Raw genomic sequence first — 23,807 nt, forward strand, 5'->3', positions numbered from 1 at the left:
GTCAGTGCTCCTCGCCCAGGTAAGCCGCCTGCACGCCCCTGTCCGCGCGGATGGCCGCGGGCTCGCCGCTGGCGATGACGGTGCCGTTGACCATCACCGTCAGGTGGTCGGCCAGGGCGAAGATGGCGTCGATGTCGTGCTCCACCAGCATCATGGCGTGGCGGGGCTTCAGGCGCAGCAGCAGCTCGACCATGCGCTCGGCCTCGGCCACGCCCATGCCGGCCAGGGGTTCGTCGAGCAGCAGCACCTGCGGGTCGGTGGCCAGCGTCATGGCGATCTCCAGCTGGCGCTGCTCGCCGTGGCTGGCGGCACCGGCGATGAAGTCGCGCCGGGCGGTGAGGCCGGCCAGCTCCAGCGCCTGCTCGGCGCGCTCGTTCACCGCGCGGTCGGCGCGCGCCGAGGGCAGCCAGCGCGCCGGGTTCCAGGGCTGCTGCGCGGCGCGCGACTGCGCGGCCAGGCGCACGTTCTCCCACACGGTGAAGGGCAGGAAGATGTTGGTCTTCTGGTAGCTGCGGCCCAGGCCCAGGCGCGAAATCTGCTCGGGCGAGGCGCGCGTGATGTCGTGGCCGCCCAGCACGATCCGGCCCGAGGTGGGCGGCAGGTCGCCCGAGAGCAGGTTGGTCAGCGTGGACTTGCCGGCGCCGTTGGGGCCGATGACGACGTGGATGCGCTCGCGCCACAGGTCCACCGACACGTCGCTCACCGCCGCCAGGCCGCCGAAGCGCTTGGTCAGCTGGCGGGCGGAGAGCAGCACCTCACTCATCGCGCGGCCCCCTGCGCACACCGAGGCGCGCCAGCAGGCCCAGCAGCCCGCGCGGCGCGAAGACCACCACCAGCACGATGAACAGGCCCATCCACAGCTGCCAGTGCTTGCCGGTGCTGAAGCCGCCGATGGCCGGCAGGTCCTTGAACAGCTCCAGCATGAACTCGAAGGCGAACGCGCCGACGATGGCGCCGGCGAAGTTGCCCATGCCGCCCAGGATGACCATCATGATGGCGTGCGCGCTCATGTGGAAGCCCATCAGCTCCGGGTTGACGAAGCCGGTCTGCGCCCCCCACAGGTAGCCCGCCAGCCCGGCCAGCGCGCCGGCCAGCGTGAAGGCCGCCAGCTTGTAGCCGAAGCTGCCGAAACCCACCGCGCGCATGCGGTGCTCGTTGACGCGGATGCCGGCCAGCGCGCGGCCGAACGGGCTCCACAGCACGCGGCGCAGGAAGGCGTACACGGCCACCAGGCAGGCCAGCACGAAGTAGTAGAAGACGCGCTTGTTCTCCAGGTCGAAAAGGCCGGCGTCGGGCTTGAAGTTGATATAGACGCCGTCAGAGCCGCCGAGCTTGAGCGCGTGGTCGCCGAACAACCGAAGCTCCTTGTTGTCGAACACCAGGTAGAACAGCATCTGGGCGAACGCCATCGTCACCATGATGAAGTAGATGCCGCGCGTGCGCACCACGAAGAAGCCGATGACCAGCGCCGCCATCGCCGCCACCGCCATCGCCGCCGGCAGCGACCACCACAGGCTGATGGCCCCTTCGTCCGAGGACAGCAGCGCCAGCGCGTAGCCGCCCAGGCCGAAGAAGGCCGCGTGGCCGAGGGATACCAGGCCCGTCACGCCTTGCAGCAGGTCGAGGCTCATGGCGAAGATGGCCAGGATCATCATCTTGGCGACCATCTGCTGGTAGAACTCGCTGCCCGCGAAGGGGAACTCCGCCAGCGCGACCAGGCCCAGCGCCAGCGCGATCTGGATGCCGCGCGGCAGGGCTTCGAGATGGGATTGCGCGGCGCTCATGAGCCGTCGCCCGGCCGCCCGAAGACGGCGAAGGCCCCCTTGGGGGGCAGCGCACCACGCGCAGCAGGGGAGCGTGGGGGCATCATTGCTTGAAGAGCCCTTCCGGCTTCCAGAGCAGCACCGCCGCCATCAGCATATAGACCAGCATGCCCGCCACCTGCGGCAGCAGCACCTTGCCGAAGGTATCGACGAAGCCCACCAGCAGCGCCGCGATCAGCGCGCCGCGCACCGAGCCGATGCCGCCGATGACCACCACCACGAAGCACATGATCAGCACCGATGCGCCCATGCCCGGGTACACGCTGGAGACGGGCGCGGCGATCATGCCCGCCACGCTGGCCAGCGCCACGCCCATGCCGAACACCACCGCGTGGATCAGCTTGATGTTGATGCCCAGCGCCTCGGTCATGTCACTGTTGAAGGCGCCGGCGCGGATCTTCATGCCCAGCCGCGTCTTGTTGATCAGCAGGTACAGCCCCAGCGCCAGCAGCACGCACACGCCCATCATGAACAGGCGGTAGACGGGGTAGGACTGCGTGTCGGTCAGCGGCACCGAGCCGGCCAGCAGCGCCGGCATGGCGACGCCGTGCACGTCGTCGCCCCACAGCAGCGAGCGGGCTTCCTCGAAGATGTAGATCAGTCCGAAGGTCATCAGCACCTGGTCGAGGTGGTCGCGGTGGTAGAAGTGGCGGAACAGCAGGCGCTCCAGCGCCAGGCCGAACACCGCCGACAGCACGGCGCCCACCACGATCGCCGCCGCGAAGCTGCCCAGTTGACTGGTCAGCGCGAACGCCAGATAGGCCCCCAGCATGTAGAAGCTGCCGTGCGCCAGGTTGACCACGCCCATGATGCCGAAGATCAGCGTCAGCCCCGCGGCCAGCATGAACAGCAGCAGGCCGTACTGCACGCTGTTGAGCGTCTGGATCAGGAAGGTCGAGAAGTCCACGGGGAGGTCAAGCCAAAAGAATCAGGCGGCCGCGGGGCAGGCCATGCCAGCGAACGCCGTTCCCGAACCTGCGCCGGGAACTGGCGTCGTCCCCCCTCCCGCAGGAGAGGGAGGAGGGCGCCGAAGGCGACTCAGGGGTGTTCAACCCAGCTTGCAGCCAGCGCCTGAGTCGGCCAGCGCCTTCGCCGCGACGCCGATCACCTTGTTGTCGCCCTTTTCGACCACGCGCAGGTACATGTCCTGGATCGGGTTGTGGGCCTTGCTCATGGTCCACTTGCCGCGCGGGCTGTCGATGGCGGCCGACTCCATCGCCTTGTACAGCGCCACCTTATTGCCGATGTCGCCACCCACCGCCGCCAGGCCCTGCACCAGCAACTGGCCGCTGTCGTAGCCCTGCACGGCGTACACGTCGGGCTGCATCTTGAATTCCTTGGCGTAGGCGGTGCGGAACTGCTTGTTGCGCGGCGTGTCCAGCGAGTCGGCGTAGTGCAGGGTGGTCATCACGCCGTCGGCGGCGGGGCCGACGGCTTCCAGCACCCCCTCGGTCAAAAAGCCCGAGCCCCACAGCGGAATCTTGTCCTTCAGGCCGGCGGCGGCGTAGTCCTTCATGAACTTGGCGGCGCCGGCGCCGGCGAAGAAGCAGGCCACGGCGTCGGGTTTGAGCGCGGCGATCTCGGTCAACAGCGCCTGGAACTCCACGTTGGGGAAGGGCAGGCCCAGTTCCTTGACGATGGTGCCGCCCGCCTTGGTGTAGCTCTCCTTGAAGCCTTCCAGAGCGTCGTCGCCGGCGGCATACTTCCAGCTGATCCACACGGCCTTCTTCAGGCCACGTTCCATCATCGGCTTGCCCAGCGCCAGCGTCGGCTGGCTGTTGGTGAAGCTGGTGCGGAACACGTTGGGCGCGCACAGCGCGCGGGTGACCGGGAGCACGCCCGCATTGGGCACGATGGTCAGCACACCGGAATCGCGCGCCACTTTGTGGATGCCCATCTGCACGCCCGAGTGCACGGTGCCGATCAGCACGTCCACCTTGTCGCGCTGCACCAGCTTGTTGGCGTTCTCCACGCCCTTGGACGGCTCGGACTCGTCGTCCACCTTGACCCACTCGATCTCGCGCCCGCCCAGCTTGCCGCCCTTCTCGGCGATGGCCATGCGCACGCCGTTCTCGATGGCTACGCCCAATTGCGCATAGGTGCCGGTGTAGGGCAGCATGAAGCCGACCTTGATGCGGCTGCCCTGCGCGCGCACGATCTCCGGCAGCAGCAGGCCGGCTGAACTGGCGCCGACCACGGCGGCGCTGCGCGAGAGCAGCAGGCGGCGACTGAGACGGCGGGCTTGAGCATTCATCGTGGAACTCCTTGAGATGTCGGAAAGGGACGCGGCATTCTGGTTCAGCCCCTCGGCCGGCCCCATGCCTGTTTTCCCTGCGGGGGGCCTGCGAAGGCGGGAATATGAATTAAAGTGCCTGTTGATCGGCAGTATAGTTCGCGTAACTGGGTGTGTGCCTAGGGTTTTCCTGGCTTCAGGGGGTGAACAGCGCCGCCAACTGGCGGCGGTCGCGCCGGTCCTTCCAGTTCCAGACTTCGCGGCCTTCCAGGCCCAGCGGTCCCCAGACGGCGATGGCGTGGCCGTCGCCGCAGCTCACCACCTTCAGGCGCGACAGGTCCGCCGGCGCCTTGCGGAACGCCCCGCCGCCGATGGCGGTGCGCAGGTTGGCGTCCAGCGCGGCGCCTACTTCGGCCGGTGCGCCGGGCGGCACCACGAACACCTGGCGGTGGCTCTCGCTCTGCAGGCGCTCGTTGACCACCGGCTCGCCGGCCTCGTCCGCCTGCACGCCGGACTGCCGCAGCCAAGCGGGCGCGCCGGCGCCGGCGGCCAGGATGGGCGCGTCGCACACCAGGCTGGCGCCGCTGGCCAGTTGCAGCGCGCGTCCGTCCAGGCTGGCGCAGTGGTCTTGCAGCACGGTGATGTTCAGCGCCCTCAGCCGCGCCAGCACGCGCCGCTGCAGCGCCGCCGGCTGATCGTGCAGCAGCGGCGCGTCGCCTGCCAGCAGCGTGATGCGGCTGCCGTGCGGCGCCGCCAGCGCGTGCGCCGCCGCCATCGCCAGCTCGGCGCCCTGCAGGCCGCTGCCGATCACCGCCACCTGCAAGGCGCGGTCGCGCGCCAGCGCCTGCAACTGCGGCCAGAGCTGGACGAAGTTCTCCAGCGGGCGGGTGAACAGCGCGTTGCGGCGCGCGCCGGGCATCAGGGCCTCGGTCTCGTCGCGGTCCACGGCGGGCTCGGTGTCGATCGACAGCACGTCGTAGGGCAGGGCGTCGCCGGTGGACAACTGCACGCGCCGCCCCACCGGGTCGAGCGAATGCACGTGCGCCGGCGCGAAGCCCGCGCCGCTGGCCTCGACCAGGCCGTCGAGCGGTACGCGGATGTCTTCCAGCGTGTAGTCGCCCGCCACGTAGCCGGGCAGCATGGCGGACTCGATGTAGTAAGGATGCGGGGCGACCAGGGTCACGTTCATGTCGCCCGTGCGCTGGCGGGCCAGGCCCTTGAGCACCTGGAGGTGCGCACGGCCCGCCCCCAGCAGCACCAGGTGTTTCCGGGAGGGGTTCACGGTCATGGGGCGGAGTTTACTTGCCGGCCCCCGGACGCCCTGTGACGGACGGCAACCTGGCGCCTTCAGAAGCTGTGAGTGAATTCGCCGCGTCCGAGCAGGCCGCGCAGGCGTGCGCCGTCAAGGCGCAAAGCACAGCCATAGCTTGAGCTATGGCGAGCATTTGCTTGCGGCGTGGGCGTGCGTCTGCGCGGGATGAGCGGGCGTGGCGGGTTTGCTCACAGCTTCTCAGCCCGCCAGCGCCTGCGCGAACTCGCGCGCCTTGAAGGTCTGCAAATCTTCCAGCCGCTCGCCCACGCCGATGAAATACACCGCCAGCGGCTGCGCGCGCTGCGCGTATTCGCGCGCGATGGCGCACAGCACGCCGCCCTTGGCGGTGCCGTCGAGTTTGGTGACGATAAGGCCGGTGAGCTGCACCGCCTCGTCGAAGGCGCGCACCTGCGCCAGCGCGTTCTGCCCGGTGTTGCCGTCGATCACCAGCAGCACCTCGTGCGGGGCGGTGATGTCGGCCTTGGTGACCACGCGGCGGATCTTGGTCAGCTCCTCCATCAGGTGCTTCTGCGTCGGCAGGCGGCCGGCGGTGTCGATCAGCACCACGTCCTTGCCGCGCGCGCGGCCGGCGGCCACGGCGTCGAAGCTGACGGCCGAGGGGTCGGCGCCCTGCTGGCTGATGATCTCCACCTGGTTGCGGTCGGCCCACACGGCGAGCTGCTCGCGCGCGGCGGCGCGGAAGGTGTCGGCCGCCGCCAGCAGCACGCTGGCGCCGGCGTCGGCCAGGTGCCTGGTCAGCTTGCCGATGCTGGTGGTCTTGCCGGCGCCGTTGACGCCGGCCACCATGATGACGGTGGGGTGGTAGATGCCCACGGCCAGCGGCCGCTCCAGCGGCGCCAGCAGGTCGGCGATGGCGTCTTGCAGCAGCCGCTTGACCTGCGCCGGCTCGGTGGCCCTGGCCTCCTTCACGCGGCGCTTGAGGTCGCCCAGCAGGAACTCGGTCGCTGGCACGCCGGCATCGGCCATGAGCAGCGCGGTCTCCAGGTCTTCGTACAGCGCGTCGTCGATCTGGGTGCCCGTGAAGACGGTGGTGATCGACGAGCCGGTCTTGCGCAGGCCGGTCTTCAGGCGGTCGAGCCAGCCGCTGCGGCTGGGCGATTCGACGGCCTCGGGCTCGACCGCTTCGGGTTGAATGTCAAAAACGGCCTCAGCGCTTTCTGGACGGGCGCTGGCAGCTATCGATTCAGGAGTTTCCGGCATCTCCGGCGGCAGCGCGCCGGGCACGAACACCGGCGTGCCGGGTGGCACCACGTCGGCAGGAGAATCGGCGGGCGGGAGGCTGGCGGACGAGTCGCCGCGTGGCGCCGGCTCGTCTGCTTTCTTGCGGCGGAAGAAACTGAACATGGGGCCTGGATTCTAGGGAGGTCTTTGTCGGAGCGAGCCCACAGGCGCTGCCGCCCCTCGCCGACTCTGGGGCCGTGCCCCGACTCCTACAGTGGTCGGATCCCCCTCCACTCTCAAGGAAGACCCGACACATGACCGATTCCACCGACCCCCGTGAAAAGCTCTGGAAGCTCATCAAGGACATCCGCTTCGGCATGCTCACGCACCGCGGCGCCGAAGGCGAGTTGCACAGCCACCCCCTGACGACGCAGAACAAGGAGCTGGAAGATGAAGCCCGCCTGTACTTCTTCATTTCCCGGCAAAGCGAGATCTACGAACGCGTGGTGGCCGATGCGAACGTGGGGCTCGCCTATGCGAACCCCGAGGACGACAGCTACGTGTCCCTGAGCGGCCTGGCCTCCATCGATGAGGACATGGACAAGAAGCGCGAACTGTTCAATACCCTGGCCAGGGCCTGGTTCCCCGGCGGCGTGGACGACCCCGACGTGGCCCTGCTGGTGGTGGACATCTCGCATGCCGAATACTGGGACATGAAGGAAAGCCAGACCGTGCAACTGATCAAGATGGCCAAGGCTGCGCTGACGGGCAAGAAGCCTCAACTGAAGGCTGACCACCGGGAAATAGCGCTCTGAGTTCTGTCGGCGCTTCGGCGCAGTGAATGCGGCGGGGGCCATGTCGGTAAAGCTTCCCGCGACAAGGCGCCTCTGCACCATCTGCGGGATGACCCGGGTCCGGTGCCTTGATTTCAAGCATCAAAAACCGCCGTCGGCCAGCGCGTTGGCGGCGGCGATGCGGCCGAAGTCGAACGGGTCGTCCACGACGGGCATGAAGAAGTCGGTGGTGGCCACGCCATCAGCGCCTGCGTGTCGTTCAGGCGGTAGACGGCGGCGGCGTCCGCCGTTTCGATGCCCACCAGCAGCTCGGGCGGCAGCGGCATTTGCGTGATGCCGCGCAGGATGCTGGACAGCGCCCCGGGCGCGATCTTGCAGCCGCAGCCGCCGCCGTGCGACAGGCTGCTCAGGCGCGGCTCGGCGGCGGGTTCGATCGGAGAAGAGGGCGCAGGCGCATTCATGGCCGGCATTGTCGCGTATGGGATTTCATGAATGAAAAATGGCCTCAGCGCTTGCTGGGCGGTCGCGAGCAGCTATGTTTAGAGTAGCAATCGGCTACCCATCCCGCTCAGGCACACTTAAGTCTGGCGGGGGAACATTCGCCGCCGATTTCGACTCAAGCCAGCCCATGCCCTTCCATCTGCCTTCCCGCGCCGCCCTGCTGGCCGCGCTCGTCCTGTTCTTCTCCACCGCCTGGGCGCAGCCCGCGCCGGTCAGCCAGTTCAAGCTGGACAACGGCCTGACGCTGATCGTCAAGCCCGACCGCCGCGCGCCCACCGCCGTGCACATGCTGTGGGTGCGCGTGGGCTCCATCGACGAGGTGGACGGCACCAGCGGCGTGGCCCACATGCTGGAGCACATGATGTTCAAGGGCACGAAGAAGCTGGGGCCCGGCGAGTTCTCGCGCCGCGTGGCCGCGCTGGGCGGGGAGGAGAACGCCTTCACCAGCTACGACTACACCGGCTACTACCAGCAGGTGCCGGCCAGCCGCCTGCCCGACGTGATGGCGCTGGAGGCCGACCGCTTCGCCCACAACCAGTGGAGCGACGAGGAGTTCACCAAGGAGCTGGCCGTCGTCAAGGAAGAGCGCCGCATGCGCACCGACGACAACCCGCGCGCCGTGCTGTTCGAGCAGCAGCGCGCCGCCACCTTCGTCGCCTCGCCCTACCACCGCCCGGTGATCGGCTGGATGGGCGACCTCGACTCGCTCACCGGCGACGACGTGCGCGCCTTCTTCCGCCGCTGGTACGTGCCCGCCAACGCCACCGTGGTGGTGGTGGGCGACGTCGATCCGCAGGCGGTCCTCAAGCTGGCCCGGCGCACCTACGGCCGCATCCCGGCGCGCGCGCTGCCGGTGCGCAAGCCGCGGCCCGAGCCGCCGCAGACCGGCCCGCGCCGGCTCGACGTCAAGGCGCCGGCCGAGCAGGCCGTGGTGTCGCTGGCCTTCAAGGTGCCGCGCCTGGCCGGCCTGGAGCCTTCGCCCGACAACGACGACGCGCTGGCGCTGACGGTGCTCGCCGCCGTGCTCGACGGCTACAGCGGCGCCCGGCTGGACCGCGCTCTCACCCAGGGGCCGGACCGCGTGGCCGACTCCGCCGGCGCCGACAACGGCCTGATGGGGCGCGGCCCGCAGCTCTTCACCCTGACCGGCGTGCCCGCGCAGGGCAAGACCGCCGCCGAGGTCGAGGCCGCGCTGCGCGAACAGGTGGCGCGCGTGGCCCGCGAGGGCGTGGCCGAGGCCGAGCTGGCCCGCGTCAAGACCCAGTGGGTGGCCAGCGAGGTCTACAAGCGCGACAGCGTCATGGGCCAGGCGCAGGAGCTGGGCCACCTGTGGGTGCAGGGCCTTCCGCTGGACGCCGACGAGCGCCTGATCGCCCGCCTGCGCCAGGTCAGCGCCGCGCAGGTGCAGGCGGTGGCGCGGAAGTATTTCGGCGACGACCAGCTCACCGTCGCCACGCTGATTCCGCAGCCGCGCGACCCCAAGGCCCGCCCGCGCGCAGTGATGCCCGGTGCCCGGCACTGACCCCCCGTTTCGCTCCGATGTCCATGAAAACTATCAAAAAAATAGCTGCCCGCGCTTTGCTGGCGGGCGCTGGCGCCCTGTTTGGCTTGCAAACCGCGCAGGCGGCCATCCCCATCCAGCACTGGACGCAGCCCAGCGGCGCGCAGGTGTTCCTGGTCGAGAGCCCGGCCATCCCCATGCTCGACGTGCAGCTCGACTTCGACGCCGGCAGCCGGCGCGACCCGCCCGGGCAGGCCGGCCTGGCCAGCGTTACCGCGCTGATGGCCGGCAAGGGCGTGGCCGCGCAGGGCGGCGAGCCGGCGCTGGACGAGAACCAGCTCGGCGAAGCCTGGGCCGACCTCGGCGCCAGCTTCGGCGGCAGCGCCGGCAACGACCGCATGAGCTTCGCCCTGCGCACGCTGACCGAGCCCGGCCTGCTGCGCCAGTCCGTGCACCTGGCCGCGCGCGAGCTGGGCGACCCGGCCTGGCCCGACGACGTGTGGCAGCGCGAGCGCCAGCGCCTGTCGGCCAGCCTCCAGGAGTCGCGCACGCGCCCCGGCACCGTCGCCCGGCTGGCCTTCAACAAGCCGGTGTATGGCGACCATCCCTACGGCCAAGAGACCACGCCCGAATCGCTGGCGCGCATCGGCACGGCCGACATGCGCGCGCGCTACGCCGCCACCGTCGTGCCCTGCCGCGCCAAGGTCAGCCTGGTGGGCGCCGTGACGCGCGCGCAGGCCGACCAGATCGCCGCCGAGCTGCTCGCGCGCCTGCCGCAGGACGCCTGCCCGCCGCTGCCGCCCGTGCCCGAGGTGGCGCCGCTCGCCGCGCCGGTGGAGGAGAACGTGCCGTTCACCTCCGCCCAGGCGCACGTGCTCATCGGCCAGCCCGGCTACAAGCGCAATGACCCGGACTTCTTCGCCCTGCTGGTGGGCAACCACATCCTGGGCGGCGGCGGCTTCACCTCGCGCCTGACCGAGCAGGTGCGCGAGAAGCGGGGCCTGAGCTACAGCGTGTACAGCTACTTCATGCCCGGCCTGCACGCCGGCGCCTTCACCCTGGGTTTGCAGACGCGGCCCGACCAGGCCGCCGAGGCGGTGGCCGTCTCGCGCCAGGTGCTGCGCGACTTCGTCGCCCAAGGCCCGACCGAGGCCGAGCTGAAGGCCGCCAAGGACAACCTCGTCGGCGGCTTCGCGCTGCGCATCGACGCCAACCGCAAGCTGCTCGACAACGTCGCCAACATCGCCTGGAACGGCCTGCCGCTGGACTACCTGGACCATTGGACCGAGCGCGTCAACGCCGTGCGCGCGGCCGACATCAGGGCCGCCTTCCAGCGCGTGCTGCAACCCGAACGCATGGTGACGGTGGTGGTGGGCGGCCAGCGCTGAAACGCCTGCTTACGCGAATGTCTCCTGGGTGATTGCGCCGGCAATGGCCGGTGCAGAAGACTTGCCGGCCCGGCGATCACCGCCGCACAAAAGAGGAGACTTCCATGCCCGCACCCCTTCGCCGCATCGCGGCCGCCGCCGCATTGGCCGCCGCCGGCCTTCTGGCCGCCTGCTCCACCACCGCGCCCACGCGCCCGGCCGCCTGGGCCGCGCCCGAGGTGCTGGTCAAGCCCTCTGCCTTTGCCGGCGTGCATGGCTTGGCGGTCGACAAGCAGGGCCGCCTGCTGGCCGGCACGGTGGCGGGCGCCAACATGTGGGAGGTGAACCGCAAGACCGGCGAGGCGCGCGTGTTCATCGACTCGCCGCAGGGCATGTCGGACGACATCGCCATCAGCGCCAAGGGCGAGATGGCCTGGACCGGCTTCAACCTGGGCGAGCTGTTCTTCCGCGCCCATGACAAGGCACCGATCCAGGTGCTGGCCAAGGGCCTGCCCGGCATCAACTCGCTGGACTTCGACAAGAAGACCGGCCAGCTCTATGCCTCGCAGGTGTTCGCGGGCGACGCGCTGTGGGAGATCGACCGCGCCGGCAAGAAGCCCCCGCGCCTGATCAAGAAGGACATGGGCGGCTTCAACGGCTTCGAGGTCGGCCCCGACGGCATGCTCTACGGTCCGCTGTGGTTCAAGAACCGGGTGGTGAAGATCAACCCGGCCAACGGCGACATGACCACCATCGCCGACGGCTTCGCCATCCCCGCCGCCGCCAACCTGGACGGCAAGGGCAACCTGTGGGTGCTGGACACGCGCCGCGGCGAGCTGGTGAAGGTCGAACTGGCCACCGGCAGGAAGACCGTGGCCGCCAAGCTCAAGACCGGGCTGGACAACCTGGCCATCGCGCCGGACGACGGCACCATCTACGTCTCCAACATGGCCGACAACTCGGTGCAGGCGTTCAACCCCGCCACCGGCGAGCTGCGCACGCTCACCAGCGGCGCCGTGGCGCTGCCCACGGGCCTGAAGGCCGACGGCGACCGCCTGTGGGTGGCCGACGTGTTCGCCTTCCGCGATGTGAACCTGAAGACCGGCCAGGTGAGCGACATCTTCCGCGCCTGGGGCGAGGGCGAGCTGGAGTACCCGCTGGCCGTGGGACTGTCGAAGACGCGCTTCGCACTGGCCTCGTTCGCCACCAACTCGGTGCAGGTGGTGGACCGCGCCACGCGCAGGACGCAGGTCATGGCGCACGGCTTCAAGGTGCCGCTGGACGCGATCCCCATGGACGACGGCAGCGTGCTGGTGCTGGAACTCGGCACCGGCAGCATCGTGCGCGCCAGCGGCGACAAGCTGGCCGAGCGCAAGACCATCGCCAGCGGCATCAAGCTGCCGGTGCAGATGGTGCTGGGGCGCGATGGGCAGGTCTATGTCACCGACCTGGGCGGCAGCCTGCTGCGCGTGTCCGCCGCCGGCGGCACCCCGGTGGCCGTGGCCCAGGGTCTGAATCAGCCCGAGGGGCTGACCGAAACGCCCTGGGGCACCTTCATCGTCGCCGAGGTCGGTGCCAAGCGCCTGACCGAAGTCAACCTGGCCGACGGCAGCCGCCGCACCGTGGCCGACAAGCTGCCCATCGGCGTGCCGCCGCTGCCCGGCGGCACGCCCGCCAACGCGCCCACCGGCGTGGCCGTGGGCGGCGACGGCAGCGTGTATTTCTCGTCGGACATGAACAACGGCATCTACCGCATCCGCCCGGCGAAATAAACTCGCCGCATCCGCCACCCCGCCGGCCCGCGGCGCGCTCCCAGCGAGTGCGCCGCGGGCCGGCCGTTTCAAGAAGGACCGTTTGCCCGTGACCCTGAGCATCACCCCCACCACGCCGCCCGCCGAAGGCTGCATCGACACCCAGGTGGTCGATGGCCACATCCTGCTGATCGGCATCAACCGCCCGGCCAAGCGCAACGGCTGGACGCCGGTCATGTTCCGCCAGCTCGCCGAGGCCTACACCCGGCTCGACGACGAGCCCGAACTGCGCGTGGGCTTGCTGCACGCCTTTGGCGACCACTTCACCGCCGGGCTGGACCTGCCGGCGGTGGTGCAGTACCTCCAGACCGGCGAGAAGCTCACGCCCACGGGCCTGGTGGAGCCGCACGACTTCGGCATGCCCGGCTACCGGCGCCGGCAGAAGCCGATGATCGCGGCCGTCAAGGGCATCTGCTTCACCGTCGGCATCGAGCTGATGCTGGGCGCCGACATCGTGGTGGCGGCCGACGACTGCCGCTTCTCGCAGATGGAGGTGCAGCGCTGCATCATGCCCACCGGCGGCGCCACGCTGCGCATGCCCGAGCGCGCCGGCGTGGGCAACGCCATGCTGCACCTGCTGACGGCCGACGAGTTCGACGCCGCCGAGGCCCTGCGCTGCAACTTCGTGCAGAAGGTGGCGCCCGCGGCCGGGCTGATGGACGCGACCCTCGCCCTGGCCCGCCGCATCGCCGCGCAGGCGCCCGCCGCCGTGGTCGCCACGCGGCTGAACGTGCTCAAGGCCATCGAATTGGGCCAGGCCGCCGCCGTGGCCGACTTCGTGCCGGTGCAGAAGGTGCTGGCCAGCAGCGAGGACGCCGCCGAGGGCGTGCGCGCCTTCGTCGAGAAGCGGCCGGCGCGCTTTACCGGGCGCTGAGATTTTTTGAGTCGAATCGGCCTCCAGCGCCCGTCCAGCAAGCGCGGGCAGCTATATTTAATGTAGCTGGTCAGAATGGAGGCTCTTCAACCCAGGAGCACGTGATGACCACCACCCTCGACAAAGTCCTCTACACCGCCGAAGCCCACACCACGGGCGGGCGCGACGGCGCCGGCAAGAGCAGCGACGGCGCGCTCGCCGTCACGCTCAGCGCGCCCGGCTCGGGCAAGCCGGGCACCAACCCCGAGCAGTTGTTCGCCGTCGGCTACGCCGCCTGCTTCATCGGCGCGATGAAGGCGGTGGGGCCCAAGGTGGGTGTCAGGGTGCCGGACGACGTGGCCGTCGATTCCAGCGTCTCGCTCGGCCCGACGGGCGGCGGCGCGGCCTACGGCATCGCCGTCAAGCTGGCCGTCACGCTGCCCGGCCTGGACGCCGACGCCAAGAAGAAGCTGGTGGACGCGGCGCACCAGGTCTGCCCGTACTCCAACGCCACGCGCGGCAACATTCCGGTGGAGATCGGCATCGTTTGACACCGCACGGGCCGATGGCATGGAATGCATGCCTTTTCAGCCTCTGGCCCGCATCGGACAAGCGCCGGCAGCTATCTTAAGAGTAGCTAACGGGGCTGAAGCCAGCGCGTTGGCCGCTGCCGCATGCACAGCCCAAGTCTCGGCACGCTCCCTGGCTTCAGGCAGGCGCAGGCCGTCAGGCGCTATTCCCCCATCGCCGCGCGCCAGCGCCGCACGAAGTCGCGGTAGGCGCCTTCGGCCAGCGGCGCGGCCAGCTCGGGGCCGAGGGCGATGGGCCGCTCGGGCCCGCCCAGCAGCTGGCGCAGCGCGGCGGCGGTGGCCTCGCCCTGCGCGTCGGCGCGCAGCGCGTACAGGCGCGAGGCGCTGGCCATCACGCTCTGCCCGCGCCTGGACAGCAGGTAGTCCGCCCACAGCCGTGCGGCGTTCGGGTGCGCGGCCCGGCTGTTGATGAGCAGCACGCGCGAGCTGACCAGGTTGTAGTCCTGCATGAAGGCCACGCCCAGCGTCGGCCGGCTGCGCGCCTGCGCTAGGGTGTAGGCGCCCAGCAGGTTCGCGCCGGCCACGGCGCGGCCGTCGGCCAGCTGGCGCACCATGGCATCGGTGGTCAGCAGCAGCCGGGGCCTGCAGCGGCCCAGGGCCTGCGCCATGGCCCAGAAGGTGTCGGGCGCGGCGGCGATGTCCTGCGTGGCCAGGAAGTAGCCGACGCCGGATTTCTGCGGGTCGTAGCTGACCGCCTTGCCGCCCAGGCGGCCGCTTTCGCGCCCGAGCCACTCGGCCAGCGCCGCGTGCGTGCGCGGCACCTGGGCGGCGGGCAGCGAGGGCTTGTGGTAGGCGAACACCACGGGTTCGTAGGTGGTGGCCCAGAGCCGGTCCTGCCACTGCGCCCAGGCGGGCAGGTGGGCCTTCTCGGGCGAGTCGTACGCCTGCGCGTGGCCGGCCACGGCGAGCGCGGCCATCTGGTCCATGGCGCTGCTCCACAGCACGTCGGCGGCCTCGCGGCCGAGCTGCGTCTCGGCGATGAAGCGGTGGTACAGCTCGGTGCTGCCCAGGTCCTCGTAGGTGACGGTGATGCGCGGGTACAGGCGCCGGAAGTCGGCCACCAGCGGCGCGGCGACGCGCTCGTCGGTGGTGGAGTGGACGGTGAGCCGGCCCTCGTCCTCGGCCGCGCGCACGGTGGCGGCGTAGGCGGCCGGGTAGCCGGGCGGGGCGGCGCCGCGCACGGCGTAGTCGAGCAGTTCGTCGTCGCTCTGCGCACGGGTGCGCGCGCGGGTCTGGGCCAGCGCGGGTGCCAGGGCCAGCGGCGCCGCGCCCAGCGCGGCCAACTGGCCCAGCGCGCGCCGGCGCGAAGGGAGGGCGGGGCGGGGCATCAGCAGGTCTCCACCGGCACCAGCAGCAGCGGCCGCTTGGTGCGGCGCAGCACCTCCTGCGGAACCGAGCCGAACAGCAGCCCGGCCAGCAGGCCGGCACCGCGCGAGGCCATCAGGATCAGGTCGGCGCTGCCGCGCTCGGCCTCGTCGAGGATGGCCTGGGCCACGTCGTCGCCTTCGCGCACGATCAGCTCGGCGATCGGGCGCGGCGGCGCGTCGCTGCCGCGCACGGCGTAGAAGGCGGCGATCTGCGCCTCGATGTGCGCGCGGGCGCGCGCGGCGCGCTCGTCGTGGTACTGGTCGAGCTGCTTCTGCGGCACGTGCTCCTCCAGGTCGATCAGCGAGCGCTCGCGCTGCTCGTCGATCACCGCCAGCACCAGCAGCCGGGCGCCCAGGCGGTTGGCCAGGTTGATGGCGTAGCCCAGCGGGGCCTCGCAGCCGTCGCCCAGGCCGCAGGCGTACAGGATGGTGCGGATGTCGTGGTTCATGGCGCGCTCCCCACCAGCGGAATGACGCCGAGGATCAGCATCGCCGCCAGCATGACGAAGGCTGCCGTCAGCGCCCACAGCAGGGTGAAGCGCTGGTGGTCGCCGAATTCCACCTTGGCCAGGCCCACCAGCAGGTAAGTGGAAGCCACCAGCGGGCTGAGCAGGTGCACCTGCTGGCCCACCAGCGAGGCGCGCGCGATCTCGACGTGGCTGATGCCGTACACCGCGGCCGTCTTGGCCAGGATCGGCAGGATGCCGAAGTAGAACGCATCGTTGGAGATGAAGAAGGTGAACGGGATGCTGAGCACCGCCGTCACCACCGCCATGTACGGGCCCATCCAGTCGGGCACCATGCCGATCACGTTGTTGGCGATGGCGTCCACCATCTTGGTGCCGGAGAGGATGCCGACGAAGATGCCGGCGGCGAAGATCAGCGACACCACCGGCACGATGTTGACGGCATGCGCCTCCAGCCGCTCCTTCTGCTGTTGCAGCTTGGGGTAGTTGATCATCAGCGCGACGGCCGAGGCCACCATGAACAGCACTTGCAGCGGGAACACGTCCATGATCAGCAGCACCATCAGGCCCAGGGTGAGCAGGGCGTTGACCCACAGCAGCTTCGGGCGCGCCAGTTCGGGGTCGCCCCCGGTGACCTCGGCGATCGACTGGCTGCCGCCGTGCGCGCCGTCCAGGCTGATGGTGCCCAGGCGCCGCGCCTCGCGCCGGCCGAGGATGAAGGCGACGAAGGTGCACCAGATGCCGGTGATGATCATCGGGCCGATCATCGGCACGAACACCTGGCCCATCTCCACGCCCAGGGCGCTGACGGCGCGCGCCGTGGGGCCGCCCCAGGGCAGGATGTTCATGAGCTGGCCGGCCATCATCACCACGCAGGCCAGCACCAGCCGGTTCATGCCCAGGCGGTAATAGAGCGGCAGCATGGCCGCGCAGGTGATCATGTAGGTGGTGGAGCCGTCGCCGTCGAGCGAGACGCCGGCGGCCAGCAGGAAGGTGCCGACCACGATCTTGGTCGGGCTGCCGCCCACCAGCCGCAGCACCAGCTTGACGATGGGGTCGAACAGGCCGGCGTCGATCATGATGCCGAAGTAGAGGATGGCGAACATCAGCATCACGCCCGTGGGCGCGAGCTTCTTGATGCCGTCCAGCATCATCGGCCCCAGGCCCATCCCGAAGCCGCCCAGCAGCCCGAACACGATGGGCACGAGGATCAGCGCCACCATCGCCGACAGGCGCTTGGTCATGATGAGCGCCATGAAGACGACGATCATCGAATAGGCGAGGGCGGTGAGCATGAGGCTTTGTCTCCGTAAGGGCGCCGCTTCGATGGCGGCGGTTCGATCGGTCGCTTCGCGGCGGCCATGTTAACGCGAACCGTGGGGCGCCGGGCAGCGCAGGCGACAGGCCACAATAAGCCATGCCGCCCGCCCGTCTCAGAACTGCCCCCGGCACCCCGCGCGAGATCCGCATCATCGGCGGCCAGTGGCGCCGCTCCCGCCTGTCCGTGCCCGACCGCCCCGGCCTGCGTCCCACGCCCGACCGCGTGCGCGAGACGCTGTTCAACTGGCTGGGCCAGGAACTGACCGGCTGGCGCTGCGTGGACGCCTTCGCCGGCACCGGCGCGCTGGGGCTGGAGGCCGCCTCGCGCGGCGCCGCCGACGTGCTGCTCGTCGAGCAGGACGCGGCACTGGCCGCGCAACTGCGTCAGACCGTGCAGCGCCTGGAGGCCGCCGCCGTGCGCGTGCAGCGCGGCGATGGTGTGGCGGCCTTGCGCGCGCAGGCGGCGGGCGCGGCCGACCTGGTGCTGCTGGATCCGCCGTTCGGTGCCGCCGAGCTGTTCGCGCCCGCGCTGGCGGCTGCCGCCGCCGCCGTGCGCCCGGGCGGCTGGGTCTATCTGGAGGCGCCAGCGCCAACCGACGAGGAAGCGCTGCGCGTGTTGGGCCTGGAGCCGCACCGCCGCCTGAAGGCCGGCGCGGTGCACGCGCACCTGCTGCAACGGCTGGGCGCTCGGCATAATGCCGCGGACCATCCAGAGGAGACCAGCGCATGAGCCGAGGCGTGATCGCCGTCTATCCCGGCACCTTCGACCCCATCACGCTCGGCCACGAGGACATCGTGCGCCGCGCGGCCGGCCTGTTCGACCGCGTGGTCATCGCCGTGGCCACGGCGCACCACAAGAAGACCCTGTTCACGCTGGACGAGCGGCTGGCGCTGGCGCGGGACGCCGCGCAGCGCATCGGCAACGTGGACGTCGAACCCTTCGACGGCCTGGTCAAGGACTTCGTGCTGCGGCGTGGCGGCAAGGTCATGGTGCGCGGCGTGCGCGGTGTGACCGATTTCGACTATGAATTCCAGCTCGCCGGCATGAACCGCAACCTGGCGCCGGACGTGGAGACCATCTTCCTCACGCCCGCCGCCGCGCTGCAATCGGTCAGCAGCACGCTGGTGCGCGAGATATCGCAACTGGGCGGCGACGTGGCGCCCTACGTGTCGCCGCCGGTGCTGGCGCGGTTGCTGGAAAAGCGCGCTCAGCGCACGTAGCGCACGAAGGCGAAGGGCAAGCCGCTGGCCGCCACGTGCGCCTCGCGCGCCGCCTCGCGCCACTCGGGGCCGAGCTTGGGCGCGTGGGCGTCGCCGTCGAAGTCGGCGTCGATCTCGGTCACCACCAGCTCGTCGGCCAGCGGCAGCGCCTGGGCGTAGATCTGGGCGCCGCCGATCACCCAGACCTGTTCCGATTTCTCACATTTCTGTAGCGCCTCGCGCAGGCTGGACGCGCGCTGGGCGCCGATTTCGCTCCAATCCGGCTGGCGCGTGACGACGATGTTGACGCGGCCGGGCAGGGGGCGGAAGCGGGCGGGGATCGAGTCCCAGGTTCTGCGCCCCATGATCACCGGGTGGCCGAGCGTGGTGCGCTTGAGGTGCGCCAGGTCTTCCGGCAGGTGCCAGGGCATGGCGCCGTCCCTGCCGATGACGCCGTGGCGCGCTTGCGCCCAGATGAGTCCGATCTTCATGGCTCAATAACCTAACACGCGCGGCAGCCACATCACCACTGACGGCACGAAGGTGCACAGCAGCAGCACCGTGGCCATGAACAGCACCAGCGCGAAGGCCCAGTAGGTCGTGGACTCGATGGAGGTGCCCGCCAGCTTGCAGGTGACCACCAGGTTCAGCCCCACCGGCGGGTGGAACTGGCCCAGGGCGATGTTCAGCGTCATCAGCACGCCGAACCACACCGGGTCCCACTGGTAGTGCTGCATGATGGGGATGAACAGCGGCAGGAAGACGAAGAAGATCGAGATGCCGTCGACGAACATGCCCGCCAGCAGCAGGATCAGGTTGATGGCCAGCAGCATCAGCGCCTCGGACGAGATCGAGTGCACCAGGAAGTTGGCCATGTGCTCGAAGCTGCCCAGCGCGTTGCTGGCGACGGCGAACACCGAGGCCAGCGCCATGATGGTGAGGATCACCGCCGAGATCTCGCACGATTCCACCAGCACCTCGTAGATGGTGCGCAGGTTCAGGCTGCGATAGACCACCACGCCGATCACGAAGCCGTACACCACCGCCAGCACCGCCGCCTCGGTGGGCGTGACCACGCCGGTGCGCAGGCTGCCCAGGATGATGACCGGCGCCATCAGCGCCCAGATGGCCTCGCGCAGGCTCTTCCAGAACGGCGGGCGCGCCTGCTCGGCCTCGTTGCCCACCTGGTGGCGGCGTGCCAGCCAGATCGAGCCGCCGATCAGCGCCAGCCCGGCCAGGATGCCCGGCACCATGCCGGCGGCGAACAGCGCCGGCACGCTGGCGGCGGGCACCAGCATGCTGTAGATCACGAAGGCGATGGAGGGCGGGATCAGGATGTCGGTGGAGCCGCCGGCCGCCACCACGCTGGCCGCGAAGCCGCGCGGGTAGCCGGCCTTGAGCATCTGCGGGATCATCACCGCGCCCACCGCCGACGAAGCGGCGGGGCCGGAGCCCGAGATGCCGCCCAGGATCATCGCCACCAGGATGGCCGTGGCCGCCAGCCCGCCGCGGCGCGGCCCGACGATGGAGGCGGCGAAGCGCACCATCGAGCCGGCGATGCCCGCGCGCTCGAAGATGATGCCGGCCAGCACGAACATCGGGATGGCCAGCAGCGGGTACTTGGAGATGCTGTTGTAGACGTTCAGCGGCACCGACGACAACCCCAGGTCGGCGAAGGCCACCACCACCGTGCCCGCCAGCCCCAGCGTGACGGCCAGCGGCACGCCGGCCAGCAGCAGCAGCACGAACAGCGAGAACAGGATGCCGCCGAGCGCGTCGTAGCTCATGGGATGCCCCTCCGTCCTGCGGACTGCGGGTGCGAGCACCTTCGGAGCGGCCGGGCGGTGCTCACCGGCCTACCCTCCGTCCTTCGGACTGCGGGTGCGAGCACCTTCGGAGCGGCCGGGCGGTGCTCATGGCGTGCTCTTCCTGAGCAGCAGTTGCAGCAGGCGGAATTCCACCAGCGCCGACAGCACCGGCACGGCCAGCGTGTACCACCATTGCGGCACGCCCAGGCCGGGGGAGGTCAGGCCGGTCTCGACGTCGTCCCACCACATCAGCGCGCCCCACCAGGCGAGCACGCCGAACACGGCCAGCCCGCACAGCAGGGCGAAGCGCCGCTGCCACACGCGGCCGCGCGCCGGCAGCTTGTCGACCAGGAAGGTGATGGCCAGGTGGTGCCCGCGTGTGAAGGCGGTGGCGGCGCCCACGAAGGTCATCACCACCACCAGGAACACCGAGAACTCCTCGGTGAAGGCGAACGAGATGCTGGTGAAGTAGCGCGTGAGCACGTTGGCGAAGGTGATCAGGCACAGCACGGCCATGATCAGCGCCGCCAGCGCCTCTTCCACGTGAAAAGGCCGCGGCTGGCGCGGCTCTTCGTCGTGGACTTCAGGACTCGGCTGGTTCATTTGGCGCGGGTGGCGGCCACGGCGGCCTGGGCCTTCTTCACCAGCTCGGCGCCGATCTGCGGCGTCCACTTGTCCACCACGGGCTTGGTGGCGGCGGCGAAGGCCTGCTGCTCGGCCGGCGTGAGCACGGTCACCTTGGTGCCGGCCGCCTCGGCTTGCTTGATGAGTGCGTCGTCGCCCGCCGATACGCCCTTGCGCGTGTCGGCGATCTCGGTCTTGGCGGCCTCGATGGCGGCCTGGCGCACGATCTCGCGGTCGGCCGGCGTCCAGCTGTCCCAGGCCTTCTGCGAGACGGCGAACACCAGCGGGTCGTTGACGTAGTTCCACTTGGTGAGGAACTTCTGGTTGAGCGAACTCATCTTGGCGCCGACGAACAGCGCGATCGGGTTCTCCTGGCCATCCACGGCGCCGCTTTGCAGCGCGGGCTGGGCGTCGGCGAAGGTCATCTGCGTGGGGTTGGCGCCCAGGGCACTGTAGATGTCGTTGAAGATCGGCGAGCCGACCACGCGGAACTTCAGGCCCTTCAGGTCTTCGGGCTTGCGGATCTCGTGCTTGGAGTTGCTGATCTCGCGCGAGCCGTTCTCGCCCCAGGCCAGCGGCACCACGCCGCGTTTGCCGATGAGGTCGAACAGTTCCTTGCCGACCTCGCCGGTGATGAGCGCGTCGAACGCCTTCTCGTCGGGCACCAGGAAGGGCAGCAGGAACAGGTTCAGCTCCTTCACGTGCGGCGCCCAGTTGATGACCGAGGCCACGTTGAAGTCCAGCGTGCCCTGGCGCAGCGCGGTGAATTCGCGCGTGGTCTCGCCGCCCACCAGCGACGAGCCGGGGTACCACTTGACGTTGATGCGCCCCTGCGTGCGCTCGCTCACCAGCTTGGCCCAGGTCTCGGCGCCGCGCCCCAGCGGGAAGGCGTTGTTGACGTTGGTCGAAAGGCGGTACTCGGGCTTGTAGGGCGCCTGCGCCAGCGCGGGCGCGGCGGCGGCAACGGCGAAGGCGGCGGCGAGCGCGCCCTTGAACAGCAGTGTCTTCATGGTCGGTTACTCCAGGTCAGCGTTTCAGCAAATTCAGGGCCGCGGCGGCCACCTTGGCGGCGTCGATGCGGGCTTCGGCTTCGAGCACGGGCGCGTAGCCCACCGGGATGCGCGGCGCGCCCAGTCGCGCCACGCGCGCGCCGGTGTGCTCGGCCACGGTGGCGGCGATCTCGGCGCCGAAGCCGGCCGCCTGGATCGCCTCGTGCACCACCAGCAGGCGTCCGGTCCTGCCCACGCTGGCCAGCACCGCGTCACGGTCCCAGGGCCAGATGGCGCGCAGGTCGATCACCTCGGCCTGCACGCCTTGCGTGGCGAGTTGCTCGGCCGCATCCACGCACGCCTGCACTTGGCGCGACCAGGAGACGATGGTGAGATCCTCGCCCTCGCGCGCGGTGCGCGCCTTGCCCAGCGGCACCGCCTGGCCTGGCGTGACGGGGCCGGCCACCGGCCACAGCTCCTTGTGCTCCATGTAGACCACCGGGTCGCCGCAGGCCAGGGCCGACAGCAGCAGGCCGTGGTTGTCGGCCGGCGTGCCGGGCGCCACCACCACCAGGCCGGGGATGTGGGCGAACCACGCCTCCAGCGACTGGCTGTGCTGCGCGGCCGACGACGACCAGATGCCGATGGGCATGCGCAGCACCGCCGGCACGCGGCCCTGGCCGCCGAACATGTAGCGGTTCTTGGCGGCCTGGTTCACCACCTCATCGATGGCGCACAGCGCGAAGTCCACCACGCGCAGCTCCACCACCGGCTTGACGCCGGCCAGCGCCATGCCGACGGCGGCGCCGACGATGGTGCTCTCGGAGATCGGGGTGTCGATGATGCGGCCTGGGCCGAAGCGCTGGACCAGCGGCGCGCCGCCTTCGTCGCGGTACTGGCCGAACACGCCGCCGCGGCCCAGGTCCTCGCCCAGGGCGACGACGGTGGGGTCGGCTTCCATCACCTGCGAAAGCGCCAAGGCTGCTGCCTGCGCGTAGGTCAGATTCAACGTGCTCATGCCCACACCCCCGCGCCCACGTTCTGGATGTCGGTGTACGCGGCCGCCTTGTCGGGCGGCGGCGCGGCGGCGGCGGCGGCCACGGCGGCGTCGATCTCGGCCTGGGCCTCGCGCTCGACCTGCTCGGCCCGGGCGCCCAGGCCCTGCGCGGCCAGGCGGGCGCGCACGCGGGCGATGCCGTCGCGCGCCAGCGCGGCGGCCACCTCGTCGGGGTTGCGGTAGGTGCCCGGGTCCACCGAGACGTGGCCCTTGTGCCGGTCGGTCAGCGCGTGCAGCAGGCGCGGGCCACTGCCGGCGCGCACCTCGCGGATCAGCTCGGCGGCGGCGTCGCTCACGGCCTGCACGTCGGTGCCGTCCACCTGCACGGCGGCGATGCCCATGGCCGTGGCGCGCGCGCTGGCGCCGGGGCCGGCGGTCATGGGGGCGCTGGCGGTGGTGGCGGAGATGCGGTTGTCCTCGCACACGAACAGCACCGGCAGGTGGTAGACCACGGCCCAGTTCAGCGCCTCCATGAAGGGGCCGCGGTTGATGGCGCCGTCGCCGAAGAAGCACACGGCGATGGCATCGATGCCGCGAATCTTCAGCCCCTGCGCCGCGCCCACGGCGATCGGCAGACCGGCGGCCACCACGCCGTTGGCGCCCAGCATGCCGACCGAGAAGTCGGCGATGTGCATGCTGCCGCCCTTGCCGCCGTTGTAGCCGCTGGCGCGGCCGAACAGCTCGCACATCATCTTCGCCGGGTCGGCGCCCTTGGCCAGCGTGTGGCCGTGGCCACGGTGGGTGGAGGTGAGCAGGTCGGCGGGCTTGAGGTGCGCGCACACGCCGGCGGCCACGGCCTCCTGCCCGGTGGACAGGTGCAGCGGGCCGCGCACCAGCGCGGGGGTGGCGGAGGCTTGTTTGCCCCAGGCGGCCACACCGCCCTGGCTGGCGACTTCGGCCGCGTCTTCGAAGGCGCGGATGCGCACCATGGCGCGGTAGAGGGAGAGCAGGTCAGACATCTTGTTTTCGGGAAAGCCCGCGAGCGTAGCGGCAGCCTCGGGGAAAGGG

At 70.4% G+C, this 23,807-nt stretch carries 23 protein-coding genes and 1 pseudogene; 8 read left to right on the top strand and 16 right to left on the bottom strand.

The features are described 5' to 3' along the window. Position 1: 1 nt before the first annotated feature. From QM772_RS18320 to ftsY, 6 genes are all read right to left on the bottom strand, one after another. Positions 2–763: an ABC transporter ATP-binding protein gene (locus QM772_RS18320; RefSeq protein WP_415139047.1), complete on the bottom strand. Its 762-nt coding sequence runs from the start codon at positions 761–763 to the stop codon at positions 2–4. Next, positions 756–1,784: a branched-chain amino acid ABC transporter permease gene (locus QM772_RS18325; protein ID WP_415139049.1), complete on the bottom strand. Its 1,029-nt coding sequence runs from the start codon at positions 1,782–1,784 to the stop codon at positions 756–758. The genes QM772_RS18320 and QM772_RS18325 overlap by 8 nt, the downstream gene beginning before the upstream one ends. 82 nt (positions 1,785–1,866) lie before the next feature. Further along, entirely contained in the window at positions 1,867–2,730 is an 864-nt protein-coding gene (locus tag QM772_RS18330) for a branched-chain amino acid ABC transporter permease (RefSeq protein WP_415139051.1), read from the bottom strand. A 141-nt stretch (positions 2,731–2,871) separates the two neighbouring features. Continuing rightward, entirely contained in the window at positions 2,872–4,077 is a 1,206-nt protein-coding gene (locus QM772_RS18335) for an ABC transporter substrate-binding protein (RefSeq protein WP_415139053.1), read from the bottom strand. Positions 4,078–4,252: 175 nt separating this feature from the next. Next, positions 4,253–5,344 carry an NAD(P)/FAD-dependent oxidoreductase gene (locus tag QM772_RS18340; protein ID WP_415139055.1) on the bottom strand — a complete coding sequence of 364 codons (1,092 nt, stop codon included), beginning with the start codon at positions 5,342–5,344 and terminating at the stop codon, positions 4,253–4,255. A gap of 222 nt (positions 5,345–5,566) precedes the next feature. Further along, positions 5,567–6,733, bottom strand: a complete 1,167-nt coding sequence (gene ftsY, locus QM772_RS18345; protein ID WP_415139057.1) for a signal recognition particle-docking protein FtsY — start codon at positions 6,731–6,733, stop codon at positions 5,567–5,569. 131 nt (positions 6,734–6,864) lie between these two features. Here ftsY and QM772_RS18350 point away from each other — a divergent pair, with 131 nt between their 5' ends. Beyond that, a complete protein-coding gene (locus tag QM772_RS18350) occupies positions 6,865–7,365 on the top strand; it encodes a pyridoxamine 5'-phosphate oxidase family protein (RefSeq protein WP_415139059.1) in 501 nt (166 codons plus the stop codon). A gap of 132 nt (positions 7,366–7,497) precedes the next feature. Here QM772_RS18350 and QM772_RS18355 read toward each other — a convergent pair. Then, positions 7,498–7,805, bottom strand: a pseudogene (locus QM772_RS18355) (AIR synthase related protein); the annotation flags it as partial. A gap of 167 nt (positions 7,806–7,972) precedes the next feature. On the opposite strand from QM772_RS18355, the gene QM772_RS18360 reads away from it, so the two are divergent. From QM772_RS18360 to QM772_RS18380, 5 genes are all read left to right on the top strand, one after another. Beyond that, the gene (locus QM772_RS18360; RefSeq protein ID WP_415139061.1) at positions 7,973–9,367 is read left to right on the top strand and encodes a M16 family metallopeptidase; all 1,395 of its coding nucleotides are present in this window, start codon (positions 7,973–7,975) and stop codon (positions 9,365–9,367) included. 23 nt (positions 9,368–9,390) lie between these two features. After that, complete coding sequence (locus QM772_RS18365) at positions 9,391–10,734, top strand: M16 family metallopeptidase (RefSeq protein WP_415139063.1); 1,344 nt, start codon at positions 9,391–9,393, stop codon at positions 10,732–10,734. Between the two features lie 104 nt (positions 10,735–10,838). Next, entirely contained in the window at positions 10,839–12,485 is a 1,647-nt protein-coding gene (locus tag QM772_RS18370; protein WP_415139065.1) for a hypothetical protein, read from the top strand. A 94-nt stretch (positions 12,486–12,579) separates the two neighbouring features. Next, positions 12,580–13,398, top strand: coding sequence for a crotonase/enoyl-CoA hydratase family protein (locus QM772_RS18375; RefSeq protein WP_415139646.1), 819 nt, complete (start codon positions 12,580–12,582; stop codon positions 13,396–13,398). 104 nt (positions 13,399–13,502) lie between these two features. Beyond that, entirely contained in the window at positions 13,503–13,928 is a 426-nt protein-coding gene (locus tag QM772_RS18380) for an organic hydroperoxide resistance protein (RefSeq protein ID WP_415139067.1), read from the top strand. Positions 13,929–14,110: 182 nt separating this feature from the next. Here the strand turns inward: QM772_RS18380 and QM772_RS18385 are convergent, their stop codons facing one another. The 3 genes from QM772_RS18385 to QM772_RS18395 are packed head-to-tail and all read right to left on the bottom strand — an operon-like array spanning position 14,111 to position 17,096. Then, entirely contained in the window at positions 14,111–15,295 is a 1,185-nt protein-coding gene (locus tag QM772_RS18385) for an ABC transporter substrate-binding protein (RefSeq protein WP_415139069.1), read from the bottom strand. Continuing rightward, a complete protein-coding gene (locus tag QM772_RS18390; RefSeq protein WP_415139071.1) occupies positions 15,295–15,783 on the bottom strand; it encodes a universal stress protein in 489 nt (162 codons plus the stop codon). The genes QM772_RS18385 and QM772_RS18390 overlap by 1 nt, the downstream gene beginning before the upstream one ends. After that, complete coding sequence (locus tag QM772_RS18395; protein ID WP_415139074.1) at positions 15,780–17,096, bottom strand: CitMHS family transporter; 1,317 nt, start codon at positions 17,094–17,096, stop codon at positions 15,780–15,782. The genes QM772_RS18390 and QM772_RS18395 overlap by 4 nt, the downstream gene beginning before the upstream one ends. 122 nt (positions 17,097–17,218) lie before the next feature. Here QM772_RS18395 and rsmD point away from each other — a divergent pair, with 122 nt between their 5' ends. Continuing rightward, entirely contained in the window at positions 17,219–17,851 is a 633-nt protein-coding gene (gene rsmD, locus QM772_RS18400) for a 16S rRNA (guanine(966)-N(2))-methyltransferase RsmD (protein WP_415139076.1), read from the top strand. Then, positions 17,848–18,342 (top strand): pantetheine-phosphate adenylyltransferase, encoded by a 495-nt coding sequence (coaD, locus tag QM772_RS18405; protein ID WP_415139078.1) that lies wholly within the window; start codon positions 17,848–17,850, stop codon positions 18,340–18,342. Before rsmD ends, coaD begins: the two co-directional genes overlap by 4 nt. Here coaD and QM772_RS18410 read toward each other — a convergent pair. The 6 genes from QM772_RS18410 to QM772_RS18435 all read right to left on the bottom strand — a co-directional run bounded on the left by QM772_RS18410 (position 18,330) and on the right by QM772_RS18435 (position 23,758). Further along, positions 18,330–18,812, bottom strand: a complete 483-nt coding sequence (locus QM772_RS18410; RefSeq protein ID WP_415139080.1) for a dihydrofolate reductase — start codon at positions 18,810–18,812, stop codon at positions 18,330–18,332. The genes coaD and QM772_RS18410 overlap by 13 nt on opposite strands. Positions 18,813–18,815: 3 nt before the next feature. After that, positions 18,816–20,108: a TRAP transporter large permease gene (locus tag QM772_RS18415; protein ID WP_415139082.1), complete on the bottom strand. Its 1,293-nt coding sequence runs from the start codon at positions 20,106–20,108 to the stop codon at positions 18,816–18,818. A gap of 126 nt (positions 20,109–20,234) precedes the next feature. Then, positions 20,235–20,732, bottom strand: coding sequence for a TRAP transporter small permease (locus QM772_RS18420; RefSeq protein ID WP_415139084.1), 498 nt, complete (start codon positions 20,730–20,732; stop codon positions 20,235–20,237). Then, positions 20,729–21,763, bottom strand: a complete 1,035-nt coding sequence (locus tag QM772_RS18425) for a DctP family TRAP transporter solute-binding subunit (protein WP_415139086.1) — start codon at positions 21,761–21,763, stop codon at positions 20,729–20,731. Before QM772_RS18425 ends, QM772_RS18420 begins: the two co-directional genes overlap by 4 nt. Before the next feature lie 16 nt (positions 21,764–21,779). After that, positions 21,780–22,760, bottom strand: coding sequence for an alpha-ketoacid dehydrogenase subunit beta (locus QM772_RS18430; RefSeq protein WP_415139088.1), 981 nt, complete (start codon positions 22,758–22,760; stop codon positions 21,780–21,782). After that, the gene (locus QM772_RS18435) at positions 22,757–23,758 is read right to left on the bottom strand and encodes a thiamine pyrophosphate-dependent dehydrogenase E1 component subunit alpha (RefSeq protein WP_415139090.1); all 1,002 of its coding nucleotides are present in this window, start codon (positions 23,756–23,758) and stop codon (positions 22,757–22,759) included. The genes QM772_RS18430 and QM772_RS18435 overlap by 4 nt, the downstream gene beginning before the upstream one ends. Positions 23,759–23,807 lie beyond the last annotated feature (49 nt).

The organism is Ottowia sp., assembly GCF_047601385.1.
GTDB lineage: Bacteria > Pseudomonadota > Gammaproteobacteria > Burkholderiales > Burkholderiaceae_C > Ottowia.